This window comes from Rhodococcus oxybenzonivorans (genome assembly GCF_003130705.1).
Taxonomy (GTDB): domain Bacteria; phylum Actinomycetota; class Actinomycetes; order Mycobacteriales; family Mycobacteriaceae; genus Rhodococcus_F; species Rhodococcus_F oxybenzonivorans.
In genome coordinates, this window is record NZ_CP021354.1 from 6431617 (window position 1) to 6444147 (window position 12531).

Annotated in this window: 12 protein-coding genes; 6 read left to right on the forward strand and 6 right to left on the reverse strand. The window is 65.4% G+C overall.

Annotated features, from left to right (window positions below; translation table 11 throughout):
- Nucleotides 1-5: 5 nt before the first annotated feature.
- From CBI38_RS29850 to CBI38_RS29865, 4 genes are all read left to right on the forward strand, one after another.
- A complete protein-coding gene (locus tag CBI38_RS29850; RefSeq protein ID WP_109334621.1) occupies nt 6-794 on the forward strand; it encodes a DUF1707 SHOCT-like domain-containing protein in 789 nt (262 codons plus the stop codon).
- Between the two features lie 184 nt (nt 795-978).
- On the forward strand, nt 979-1536 hold the full coding sequence (locus tag CBI38_RS29855; protein ID WP_109334622.1) for a PadR family transcriptional regulator: 558 nt from the start codon (nt 979-981) through the stop codon (nt 1534-1536).
- Nucleotides 1529-2611, forward strand: a complete 1083-nt coding sequence (locus tag CBI38_RS29860) for an inositol-3-phosphate synthase (RefSeq protein ID WP_005249652.1) — start codon at nt 1529-1531, stop codon at nt 2609-2611. The genes CBI38_RS29855 and CBI38_RS29860 overlap by 8 nt, the downstream gene beginning before the upstream one ends.
- 129 nt (nt 2612-2740) lie before the next feature.
- Nucleotides 2741-3991: a T3SS (YopN, CesT) and YbjN peptide-binding chaperone 1 gene (locus CBI38_RS29865; RefSeq protein WP_109334623.1), complete on the forward strand. Its 1251-nt coding sequence runs from the start codon at nt 2741-2743 to the stop codon at nt 3989-3991.
- 14 nt (nt 3992-4005) lie between these two features.
- On the opposite strand, the gene CBI38_RS29870 is transcribed toward CBI38_RS29865, so the two are convergent.
- The 6 genes from CBI38_RS29870 to CBI38_RS29895 all read right to left on the reverse strand — a co-directional run bounded on the left by CBI38_RS29870 (nt 4006) and on the right by CBI38_RS29895 (nt 11046).
- Entirely contained in the window at nt 4006-6216 is a 2211-nt protein-coding gene (locus CBI38_RS29870; RefSeq protein WP_109334624.1) for a transglycosylase domain-containing protein, read from the reverse strand.
- A gap of 132 nt (nt 6217-6348) precedes the next feature.
- A complete protein-coding gene (locus CBI38_RS29875; protein ID WP_109334625.1) occupies nt 6349-6540 on the reverse strand; it encodes a hypothetical protein in 192 nt (63 codons plus the stop codon).
- A 6-nt stretch (nt 6541-6546) separates the two neighbouring features.
- On the reverse strand, nt 6547-7440 hold the full coding sequence (locus CBI38_RS29880; protein WP_109334626.1) for a carbohydrate ABC transporter permease: 894 nt from the start codon (nt 7438-7440) through the stop codon (nt 6547-6549).
- Nucleotides 7437-8486: a carbohydrate ABC transporter permease gene (locus CBI38_RS29885; protein ID WP_109334627.1), complete on the reverse strand. Its 1050-nt coding sequence runs from the start codon at nt 8484-8486 to the stop codon at nt 7437-7439. The genes CBI38_RS29880 and CBI38_RS29885 overlap by 4 nt, the downstream gene beginning before the upstream one ends.
- A gap of 31 nt (nt 8487-8517) precedes the next feature.
- Nucleotides 8518-9792, reverse strand: coding sequence for an ABC transporter substrate-binding protein (locus CBI38_RS29890; RefSeq protein ID WP_109335475.1), 1275 nt, complete (start codon nt 9790-9792; stop codon nt 8518-8520).
- A 180-nt stretch (nt 9793-9972) separates the two neighbouring features.
- Nucleotides 9973-11046: an ABC transporter ATP-binding protein gene (locus CBI38_RS29895; protein WP_109334628.1), complete on the reverse strand. Its 1074-nt coding sequence runs from the start codon at nt 11044-11046 to the stop codon at nt 9973-9975.
- Nucleotides 11047-11187: 141 nt separating this feature from the next.
- Here CBI38_RS29895 and CBI38_RS29900 point away from each other — a divergent pair, with 141 nt between their 5' ends.
- Nucleotides 11188-12006 (forward strand): DUF2786 domain-containing protein, encoded by an 819-nt coding sequence (locus CBI38_RS29900; RefSeq protein WP_109334629.1) that lies wholly within the window; start codon nt 11188-11190, stop codon nt 12004-12006.
- Entirely contained in the window at nt 12003-12527 is a 525-nt protein-coding gene (locus tag CBI38_RS29905; RefSeq protein WP_109334630.1) for a TIGR04338 family metallohydrolase, read from the forward strand. Before CBI38_RS29900 ends, CBI38_RS29905 begins: the two co-directional genes overlap by 4 nt.
- Nucleotides 12528-12531: the final 4 nt, after the last annotated feature.

Below are 12531 nucleotides of genomic sequence, written 5' to 3' on the forward strand. Positions count from 1 at the left end.
ACACGATGAACAAGACCAGCCTCGCCGGGCTACGGGCCCGCGACTCCGATCGGGCCGACGCATGCGGAGTCCTCGACGCGGCTCAGGCCGACGGTCAGATCTCGGCTGAGGAACACAGCTACCGCACGGCCCGGGCGATGAGCGCGAAGACCTTCGACGAGCTCGACCGGCTCGTCGGTGACCTGCAAATTCCGAGTCGATTGGCCAATGCTCCCGTCGTCCGCCCGAAACAGCGCAGGTCCCGGCGACGGTGGATCGCCGCCGGTGCGATCGTCGCGAGCGCTGCGGTAGTCGGCGCAATCGCGGGGTCGATCGGGGATGACGCCGGACCGTCGAAGTCGCTTCCCACCCTGACCACCGGCAGCGGGGTTCAATATTTCATCGACGAGTACCGCGCAGAGTTCGGTGACACCATCGCAGATGAAGTCGATCTCTTCCCCGAACATGCCGTTCTCGACCGGCAGGCAACCGGAAACCCGTCCCAGTCCGACCCGTACCACTACGACGGAGAGTTCGACAGCTGGGGAAGCGTCTCCACCCGCGACGCCGACGAGCGGTCGTTCGACCTCGCCGCCGTGGACCTTCCGGCCCTCGCCGGCCTGCTGAAAGGCGCACCGGAAAGCGTCCGAGTGCCCAACGGAACCGTGGATCACCTGTCCTTCGGCTTCGAGCCCGGCGAAGAACAAGGGCCGCCGATCATCTCCGTGTACGCAAACAACGAAGCCGGCAACACCGGATACTTCAACGTCACCTTCGACGGTGAGATCATCGCCGTCTACCCGTTCGGTGACTAGACGTAGTTCCTACGGAGGTTGTGAACGGCGCGGCTGACCCGCGAACCGGCCGGCCGAAGCCACCCACAAACAATCTGTGACGACTTGTCCCATGTATCGCCCACGCGTATCTTCGTATATATCGGTGCGATATAGTTCGGCATCGCATCACACGGTTAGGTCTGGCGACTCAGGGGGTGGACAAGTGCTCGAATTGGCAATTCTCGGGCTGCTCCACGAGTCACCCATGCACGGATATGAGCTGCGGAAGCGGTTGACGGGACTGCTGGGTGCGTTTCGCGCGTTCTCCTACGGTTCCCTCTATCCCACTCTGCGACGCATGCAGGCGGACGGTCTGATCGCCGAGGACGCAGGTGCCCCGGGCACCGTCAAGCGTCGCGCCCGCCGCGTCTATCAGCTCACACCGGTCGGCAGGGAGCGGTTCAAGGAACTGGTCGCCGACACGGGTCCGCAGAACTACACCGATGACGGTTTCGGTGTTCATCTCGCCTTCTTCAGCCGCACACCCGCAGAGGCGCGGATGCGCATTCTCGAAGGCAGACGACGCCAGGTCGAGGAGCGCCGCGAGGGGCTCCGCGAAGCCGTGGGACGGGCCAGCGGGTCGATAGACCGCTACACCCGTCAGCTTCACCAGCTCGGACTCGAATCCAGCGAGCGCGAAGTGCGCTGGCTCAACGAGCTGATCGCCGCCGAGCAATCGACAGCAACACCTAATAAAGAAGGAGAACCCGACCATGGGTGAGAACAGCACCGCGGTGCGCGTGGCCATTGTGGGCGTGGGGAACTGTGCCTCGTCCTTGGTTCAGGGCGTGCAGTACTACAAGGACGCCGACGAGACGGCGACCGTTCCCGGCCTCATGCACGTCAAGTTCGGCAAGTACCACGTTCGCGACGTCCAGTTCGTCGCCGCTTTCGATGTCGACGCCAAGAAGGTCGGATTCGACCTCTCCGAGGCCATCTTCGCCAGCGAGAACAACACCATCAAGATCGCAGACGTTCCGCCGGCCGACGTGCCGGTGCTGCGCGGCCCCACCCTCGACGGCATCGGCAAGTACTACGCCGAGACCATCGAGATCTCCGAGGCCGAGCCCGTCGACGTCGTCAAGGCGTTGAAGGACGCCGAGGTCGACGTGCTGGTGTCGTACCTGCCCGTGGGTTCCGAGGATGCCGACAAGTTCTACGCCCAGTGCGCCATCGACGCGGGTGTCGCGTTCGTCAACGCCCTGCCCGTGTTCATCGCCTCCGACCCCGAGTGGGCGGCGAAGTTCAAGGACGCCGGCGTCCCGATCGTCGGTGACGACATCAAGTCGCAGGTCGGTGCCACCATCACCCACCGCGTCATGGCGAAGCTGTTCGAGGACCGCGGCGTGCAGCTCGACCGCACCATGCAGCTCAACGTCGGCGGCAACATGGACTTCAAGAACATGCTCGAGCGGGACCGCCTCGAGTCGAAGAAGATCTCCAAGACGCAGGCTGTGACGTCGAACCTGACCCGCGACCTCGGTCCCGGCAACGTGCACATCGGCCCGTCGGACCACGTCGGCTGGCTCGACGACCGCAAGTGGGCGTACGTGCGCCTCGAGGGTCGTGCGTTCGGCGACGTGCCCCTGAACCTGGAATACAAGCTCGAGGTCTGGGACTCACCCAACTCGGCCGGCATCATCATCGACGCCGTCCGCGCCGCCAAGATTGCCAAGGACCGCGGCATCGGTGGACCCGTCTACCCGGCTTCCGCGTACCTGATGAAGTCCCCGCCGGTTCAGATGGCGGACGACAAGGCTCGCACCGAGCTCGAGGCGTTCATCATCGACGCGTAGGACCGTTCCCGAGGCGAATGCCCCTTTCGACGCTTTTCATCGCGCCGTAAGGGGCATTCGCCTTTGTGTTCGAATACTTGTCGTACCCGCCCTCTACGGTGACACCCAGGATTCATCGAGGGAGGCGTGATGTCCGAGAACATTTTCGATCGGGAGATCGACGACGCATGGACGCAGTTCCAGGACCGTCTGACCCGGTATGTGCGCGCAATGCAGGACGACGACGAGTTGGTGCTGGTGTCGCGTTACGACAGCACCGACGACGGCCTCACCGAGACGGCCGCGTGCGTGCGATTCTTCGCCTGGGCCGGTGACGCGGTGCGGTGTGAGGTGCCGTCCAACCTTTTCCTGCATCCGGCGCGTCAACTTTCCGAGGAAGATCACGATCGGCTGATCGAACTCGGGTGGAACCGCCCGGACGCGGTGGCGGACGTCGACGAGGGTAACGGCTCTGCTTCGTTCTATCTCGACGCCGACCGCACCGAGGCCACTCGGCTGGCGACGATGACCATCGCCGTGTTCCGGGAAATCTGGGATCTCATGCATCCGTCGTTCCTGCACGCGATCACCCGGGGTCGACACGATGTCCCGCCGCTCGACGTCCCCGACGAGACACCGGCTCGGCAGCGCAACGGAACAGGTCTACGGGAACTCGTCGACACGGCCGTCGAATCGATGCTCGGGCAAGCACCGGAGAAGGACGGGGACGGAGACATCCTCGTCTGGGTCGGTGACATGCCCACCTACGTCAGGGTGCTCGACGACGACGCCCGGGTCGAGGTGTTTGCCCGCGTGGTCCATTCGATCAGTGACCGGACCCGCGCTGCGGAAGCGTTGGCCGATCTCAACCGTCAGTGGTCCGACATCAAATTCCTGCTGATAGTCGACAACGTGGTCGCCGTCATGCGAATCGACGGTTCGCCTTTCGCGGCCGAACATCTGCTGTCGGTGTTCCGCACTTTCGAGCACCTCGTCGATACCGCCGACGAGGCATTCGCCGAACGCCTGGGCGGCACCCTCAACACCACCGCCACGAGTCCGATCGGCACCGACGAGCACGGCAGCCACGAGCTGCCCGCGGCACTGATGACACTGATTCATCTGGACTCCGACAGCGGGCTGGACGCCGACGATGTCGCCGAAATCTGCGGTCGCGATCGAGACACCATCCTCGAATTCCTGCGCCTCTGCTCCGACCAGGAAGTCGAGTGGCGCCACAACGCGGAACTCGCCCGCGAGAACGACTCCGAAGAAGCGGACATGTGTGAGAGCGAAGCCCAGTCCTGGGCCAAGACGTCCGACAGCCTACGAGCAGCGCTGCGAATCGTGGTGCTCCCGCATCGTGCACCACCGGGCGGTGGGTACCGCAGCCTGGGCTGAAAGTTCGGCCGACTCTAGCCTGGCAGCGGAATGATCACGCCCGGCAGAATTTCGATCTGCGTGGGCGCCGGTAACTGGAGCTGCGGCGGGGGCTGGATCGGCGGTAGCGGTGCCGGCGGCGGCGGCGCCTCTACGGGAGCCGGCGGCGGGTTTGCGGTTTGGCCGTTGCCACTTCCGGACCCGCTGCCGCTACTCGAAACGCCGCTCCACGAAGGAACACCCGCCTGCCCACCGATGGGGTCCGGCCAGGGGAATTCTTCCCAGTCGGTGTCCTCGAGGGCACCGTCCATCGTTCCCTTCCAGATGTCGGACGGCAGGCTGGACCCGTAGATCAGCCCACCCCAGCTGTTGTTGATCGCGGTGGCGTCGGCCTTACCGATCCACACCGCCGTCGACAACGACGGCGTGTAACCGACCATCCAGGCGTCCTTGTTCTCACCGGTATCGCCCAGCTGCGCGGTGCCCGTCTTCGCCGCCGACGGTCGTCCTCCCGCGAGTGCGTGACCACGGGAATAGGCAGCCACCGGCATCAAGGCCTGGCTTATGTTGTCGGCGACCGCGGCCTCGAGTCGACGCTCCCCGGGGCTCGGCGCCCGATCGAACAGGACCACTCCATCGGCGGTCACCACGCGCTGGACGAAGTACGGCGGGTGGTAGATGCCGGAGGCGGCGAGCGTCGCATACGCCGACGCCATATCGATCGGACGGGACAAGTACTGACCGAGAACGATGCCGCCCTCGGGTTCGCCGCCGTTCTCACTCAACGTTTTGCCCTGTACCCCGGGGATGAACTCGGGAATCCCCGCCTTGTGCGCGGCGTCGGCAATGGACTGTGGACCGTTGTCCAAGGACATCATGAGCCGGTAGAAACTGGTGTTCAGTGACCGTTTGGTGGCCTCGGCGATGGTGCACGTCCCGCAGGATTCACCCTCGACGTTGCCGATCTGCACATTGCCGACGGTCAGCGGGGCGCTGCTGAAGCGTGCAGAGAGCGGAATTCCCTGCTCGAGCGCGGCGGCCAAGCCGAACACCTTGAACGACGAGCCCGTCTGCAGCGGAGCCTGCGCGTAATCGAATCCGGCACCGTCCTCACCGCCGTAATAGGCACGGACACCGCCGGTGCGCGGATCGATGGACACCACCGCGGTGCGCAGACCGGGATCCTCCCCTTCAAGGGTTTCGTGCACGGAGTCGATCGCGGCCTGCTGCGCTTTCGGGTCGATCGTCGTGGTGATCTGTAGGCCCTCGGTGTTCAGCGTCTGCTCGGAGATCCCGGCGTCCGACAGCTCCCGGAGGACCTGGTTGCGGATCAGACCCTCCGGGCCGGGCGCGGAGTTGGCGTCGGTGGGCCGATTGGCCGGCGCCGCGGCCGGAAACTCGATCTCGCTGCGGTCCTGAGCGGTGAGCACACCCATCTCGACCATGCCGTCGAGCACGTAGTTCCACCGGGCCTGCAACTGGTCGACGTTCGCTTCGGGGTCGAGGTACGACGGGCTCTGGATCACCGAGGCCAGCACGGCGCCTTCGGCCACCGACAGCTCACCGACCGGCTTGTCGAAGTACGCCCGCGACGCCGCCTCGATGCCATAGGCACCACGGCCGAAATAGATGGTGTTGAGGTAGGCCGCGAGGATCTCGTCCTTCGACCACTCGCGGGCCATCTTGGTGGAGATGACGAGTTCGCGCATCTTCCGATACACGTTTCGGTCGGCGCCGACCAGCACGTTCTTGACGTACTGCTGGGTGATCGTCGACCCGCCACCGGCGCTTTCCTTGCCGAGGACGTTGTCGCGGGCGGCTCGCACGAATCCCGTGATCGAGAAGCCGGGGTTGGAGTAGAAGTTCCGGTCCTCCGCCGACAGGACAGCGTCCCGGACGTGCTGCGGTATCTCCCCGAGCGCGATTTCGGTGCGGTTACCCTCCGGGGGAATCACCTTGGCCAATTCGGTGGCGCCGTCCGCGGCCAACACCGTCGCCACCTGATTGGTCTTCATATCCGACGGGCGCGGGACCTCGGCCTGGACGTAACTCACCAGGAACATCACGAGGGGAATGACCAGCACGAGCGCAATCACGCCCAGACCGACGCGGCGGACCGTGCGCCAGCGGCGGGACTTCTTCTTCCCTGCTCGCGGCGTGCTCGTCGCTGCTGCGCCGTCGTCACCGACAGGCGTGCCACCGGACTCGGCGGTGCCATCGCCCGTCGCGTCGTTGCCAGAACTCACTTACACACTCCCGGTCAGGTATCCGGTCACGGAGGATCATCGCACCCACCCCGTACGTATGTTATGTGATTGCCCCGAGTGTGACGCGCACCGCGCTACCGATCAGCAAATAATCCGACCACTTGTCCTGTTTCAGCGGACGCGGGCGCGCGCAGCAACTGCGAGCCCCGACAGCAGCAGACAACCCAGCAACACCAGCGCCGGTGTGACACCGGGATCACCGTTCACCACCTCCACGACCGCGGCGATGAACGCCATCACCGTGAAGAACCCGAGGATTCCGATGAGAACCTCGAGTCGCTGCCGCTTCGCCACCGGATGCATCTGGTGTTAGCTCTTCACGCCGCCGGCCGTCAGCCCCGACACGATGCGGCGCTGGAACAGCAGCACCATGATCACCAACGGAATGGTGACGATGGTGCCCGCTGCCATGATCGCCGCGTACGGCACGACATGCGGGTCGTTGCCGGAGAACCGGGCGATCGCGACGGTGACCGGTTCGGTGGCATCACTCGACAGCTGGCTGGCGAGGAGATACTCGTTGACGGTGGCGATGAACGCCAGGATGGCGGTGGTGAACAGCGCGGGCGCGGCCAGCGGCAACATCACCAGCCGGAACGCCTGGCCCCGGTTGGCGCCGTCGATCCGGGCCGCCTCCTCGAGCTCCCACGGGAGTTCCTTGAAGAACGACGTCAGGGTGTAGATGGTGAGCGGGAGGACGAACGAGATGTTGGGGATGATCATCGCCTGATAGGTGCCGATCCAGCCGATGTTCGTGAAGAACTGGAACAGCGGAGTGACCAGTGCGACGACGGGGAACATCGACGCGCCGAGCACGATGCCGACCACCACGTACTTGAACCGGAACTCGATACGAGCCAGGGCGTAGGCCGTGAAGATGCCGACAGCCAGAGCCACCGCGGTGGTGACGCCACCGACGATCATGCTGTTGATCAAGGCCCGCGTGAAGTTGTTGCCGCTGCTCGTCGACAACGCGTTCTGGAAGTTCTCGAGGGTCAAGTGCGTCGGCCACGGTGTGGTGTCGAAGGTGTAGTCGGGGTCGCGGAACGCCGTCACCATCATCCAGTAGAACGGGGCGAGACCCCAGACGAGGATGATCGCGACGCCGACGTAGATGCGGGTGTTCTTGAAAGCGAATCGCCGGGGACGGTTGCGCCGCGCCGAGGTGTCGGGGACGTCCGGTTCCGGTGCGCGATGCGTCACGGCTTCGGCCCCTTTCGCTGTGCTTCCTGAGTTTCGACGGCATTGGCACCGAGAAACTTCACGAGGACGAATGCGACCGCGAAGATCATCAGGAATGTGATGGTCGAGAGCGCCGACGCGCTGTTGAACCCTTGCCGCACCTGGTCGACCACCAGTATCGACACGGTGGTGGTGGCAGGGTTGCCGCCCGTCAGGATGGCGGGCAGGTCGTACATGCGCAGGGCGTCCATGGTGCGGAACAGGATCGCCACCATCAGAGCAGGCTTGACCAGAGGGAGTGTGATCCGGCGGAACCGCTGCCACGCCGAGGCGCCGTCGACGCGGGCTGCCTCGTACACGTCCTGAGGAATCATCTGCAGACCGGCGAGGATCAGCAGTGCCATGAACGGAGTGGTTTTCCAGACGTCGGAGATGATCACGGCGAAGCGGGCCGGCCATTCGTCCGACGTCCACAGAATCTGGGTGCCGAGTAACCGGTTGGCGATGCCGTCGTAGGCGAAGATGAAGTACCACAGCTTGGCGGTGACCGCGGTCGGGATGGCCCACGGGATCAGGACGGCCGCGCGCAGCAGTGCGCGACCTTTGAATGTCTTGCCCATGATGATCGCCATCCACAGGCCGATCGCGACCTCGATGCCGACAGTGACGACGGTGAAGAAGGCCGTGTTACCGACCGCCGACCAGAACTGGGACCCGAGTGTGCCCGGGGGGCACGCCACGGCCGCACCCCCCGGAGAGGTGCATTGCTGCAGGATCCAGTGCGTGTAGTTGGTGAATCCGGCCCAACCGCCCTCGACGAACATGCCCGTCGACGGGTCGAGACCGGCATCCTTCTGGAACGACATCACCAGGGCCCGGATCACCGGGTACCCGATGACGACGGCCAGGACCGCCAGCGTCGGGACGACGAACAGCCACGCGCGGCGACCGCTCAGCCCAAAGCGTCGCCCGTTCTCACTCTCCGCACGCGTACCGCGGCCGGGATCGGAATCCCCGGCCGCGGTACGGGCCGGCGCCCCACTGGTGGTCCCAGTCGGAACGGCCATCTTCACTCCTGTGTTCTACGAGCCGGTGTTGCTACGAGCCCGCGGACTGGATACCGGACTGCATGTCCGTGATCGCCTGGTCGACGGACTTCTCACCCTTGATGGCGGCGTAGGCGTTGTCCTGCACGGCCTTCGACACAGCCGGGTAGAACGGGGTGACCGGGCGGGGAACAGCGTTTTCGATCGACACCTTCAGCGTGGGCATGAAGGGGTACTTCGCCACGATCTCCGGGTCGTCGTACAGCGCGGCACGGACCGGGGGAAGCGAGTCCATCGCCATGATGCGCTGCGCCTGCTCGCCCTGCAGGAAGGTCAGGAAGTCGCGAGCGGTTGCCTTGTTCTCCGAGAACGCGCTGATGGCGGCGTTGTAGCCACCGAGCGTCGAGGTGCCGATGCCGTCCTTGCCGGGCAGCGGGGCGACCGCGAACTTGCCCTTCACCGCGGACGAGTCCTTCTCGGCGTTGGCGTACACGTACGGCCAGTTACGCAGGAACAGCGCCTTGCCGTCCTCGAAGGCCTTCTGGCTTTCGGGCTCCTTGAACGTGGTGTCCTGAGCCGGGATGTCCCCGTTCTTGAAGTTGTCCACGAGGACCTGCAGACCCGCGCGGGACTCCGGGCTGTCGACGGTGGGGGTCTTGCCGTCCTCACCGACGAACGAACCACCGAACGCGTTGATGACCTCGGCGGTGTTCACCGTCAGGCCCTCGTAGGGCGCGAACTGACCGGCGTAGCAGTCGATGTTGTTGGTCTTGGCCACCTCGCACGCCGCGACGAGTTCCGTCCACGTCTTCGGGGCGGCGGGGAGCAGGTCGCTGCGGTAGTACAGCAGCCCACCGTTGGTGTTCTTGGGTGCCGCGTACTGGGTGCCGTTGTAGGTGGCACTTTCCACGGTGGCGGGGAGGATTCCGGTGTTGTCGACCGCGAACTCACCGGTCAGCGGCTGCAGCCAGCCCTTGGCCGCGAACTCCGCGGTCCAGGGCACGTCGAGTGCCACGACGTCGTAGTCGGACTGCTTGGCCTGCAGGTGCTGGACGAGGTCGTCGTGCGCCTGATCGGCGTCGTTCGACTGCTCCTTGAACGTCACCTGCTCGTCCGGGTGCTCGGCATTCCACGCGTCGATGATCTGGCGGACGACCCCGGTCTCGGTGGTGTCCTTGCCCTCGACGTACGTGATGGGTCCGCGGCCGTCGAGGTTCTCCGACGTGGAGTCGCTGCCGCTGTCGCTCGAGCACGCGGTGAGCGTGACCAGCGACGCAGCGGTGGCAAGCACCGCGGCGCGCCGGACCGCTCTCGAAATCTGAACCATGGAGTCTCCCCGTAGGTAGATGTGGATGAACCCGCCACCGGCACCGGGATTCCGGCACATTGCACACGAAATCCGTCGGCACCGGTGCGGTGTCGGAACATACTGTGGCACGGAACACGGCCGAAGTGCCGCATTACCCCCGACCTGAATCGTTCAGGAACGGCGGCGCGGACTCCGCGGCTAGCTCAGCCGGTATCCCTCGGACGCCGAGAACAGGTGTACCGCGGCGGGATCGACGTGCAGTTTCACCAGGTCGCCCTTGCGTGGGGGGTTCCGCCAATCGGCGCGTGCCACCAGCTGGTGTGTCTCGCCGTTGACGGTGCTGCGACCGTAGATGTAGGCGTCGGATCCGAGCTCCTCGACCACCGCGACCTCCATCGGGATGCCCGTGGTGGACAGCTCGAGGTGCTCGGGACGGATGCCCACCACCACCTGGGTTTCGGACGATTCCGAGCGCAGTTGGCGGGGCAGGGGAATCGTCGCGTCGCCGAGCACGACCCCGTCCGGAGTGATCGGCAAGGTGAACAGATTCATCGACGGCGAACCCATGAAGCCGGCGACGAACACGTTGGCCGGCTTGCTGTAGAGGTCGCGCGGCGAAGCGCACTGCTGCAGCACCCCATCCTTGAGCACAGCCACCCGATCACCCATCGTCATCGCCTCGACCTGGTCGTGGGTCACGTACACCATCGTGGTCTCGAGGCGGCGCTGAAGTTGCGCGATCTGCGTCCGCGTCTGCACGCGGAGCTTGGCGTCGAGGTTCGACAGCGGCTCGTCCATCAGGAACACCTGAGGTTGCCGGACGATCGCACGGCCCATCGCGACCCGCTGACGCTGACCGCCGGACAGCGCCTTGGGCTTGCGGTCGAGGTACGGCTCGAGGTCGAGCAGCTTGGCCGTCTCCTCGACGCGCTGCCTGATGTCGGCCTTCGGTTTCCCGGCGAGCTTCAGCGCGAAACCCATGTTCTCGGCCACCGACATGTGCGGATAGAGGGCGTAGTTCTGGAACACCATCGCAATATCCCGCTGCTTCGGCTCCTGGCCGGTGACGTCCCGGTCGCCAATGAGGATTCGCCCACTGTGCACGTCTTCGAGTCCCGCGAGCATGCGCAGTGATGTGGACTTGCCGCAGCCGGAGGGTCCGACCAGCACGAGGAACTCACCGTCCTCGATCTTCAGATCGAGCTGATCGACGGCCGGCTTGTCCGAGCCGGGGAACAAACAGGTGGCACCGTCATAGGTCACTGTGGCCATGAACGTCGAAGTCCCTTCTACCCGGCGCAGCGCGCGCACGTGCGTGCGAATGTACCTTTCCGGGTCCCGAGGCGCTCCGCGCCCGTGCGCGGTTGAGGAGTGTCTGGACTCGTCAACCACTCACGGGCGTAGCCTGCCCTGGTGAGTTCCGACAAGATGCTGACCCGCATCGGTGGGCTGCTCCGGCAGGCGGAATCCACCGACAACCCGCACGAGGGTGAAGCGTTCATGGCCGCGGCGCAGCGGCTCGCGACGGCCGCCTCCATCGACCTGGCCGTGGCCCGGTCACACGCTGCGGGCAAGGAGAAGCGGGCTACCCCTGCTCAACGCCTGATCACCATCGGGGAACCGGGCAAGAAGGGACTGCGCACCTACGCGCAGCTGTTTCTGGTTATCGCCGCCGCCAACGACGTCCAATGCGACATCGCACAGACGTCGGCCGTGATCTACGCCTACGGATTCGCCGGCGACATCGACGTGTGCGAGGCCCTGTACACGAGCCTGCTGATCCAGATGGTGAGGGCGTCCGACGCCTACATCAAATCGGGCGAGTACCGGAACGAGACGACGATGCGCACCCAGGTCGAGCAGCGCGGACGGCGTCGGGTCCGGACCACGGTGCGGCGACCGGTTGCGGGTGTGACCGCCCGGCTGAACTTTCAACTCGCCTACGCAGCACGCATCGGGCACCGCCTCGCCGACGCGAAGAGGGACGCCGAGGACGAGGCGACGTCCGTTCCGGAGTCGTCGGCGGAGACCGCGCTAGTGCTGCGCGACAAGCAGCTCGAGCTGAAGGACTACTACTCCGAGAACTCTCAGGCACGCGGGACGTGGCGTGGGGCGCGCGCGTCGGCGGGCCACGCGTCGGGCGCTCGCCGGGCCGGGGACCGGGCCGCACGGACGGCGCGATTGAGCAATTCGCCCGAGCTGTCGACCGCACGAAAACAGATTCCGTCGTGAGGCGCACCCGCGACACCCAGCGTGCTGCCGTCTATGAGGCGGAAGCGTTGGTGCGCACGATGTTCGATCGCGCCGACGAGCGTGGGCTGCGCGTCGTCGACGTGCTGGGGTCGCAGGTGACGCTGCCGGTGGAACGGAAATTCGCGTCCATCGAGTCGGTGCAGGACTACGTGAACCGGGTGCTCGCTCTCAACTGGGTGCGGGAGATGTGGGCGCGAGCCGCCACGCCGATCCATGTGCGCACGAGGGCGGGCAGCAAGGCCGCGCACTACGAAAGTGACTGCGCCACAATGGCCGTCCCCGAGTACCGCAGCGGCAAAGCCTGGGCATTCCGGGAACTGGTGGTACTGCACGAGATCGCACATCACCTGGACCCCTCCGACCCCGACGATCCGAGCACCGCGGCACACGGACCGGAGTACGTCGACCGCTACCTCACCTTGGTGGGTGAAATCATCGGCCCGGAAGCAGCGTTCGTCCTGCGGGCGATGCTGCTGGCGGGTGGTGTGCGGCTGAGTTGATGCC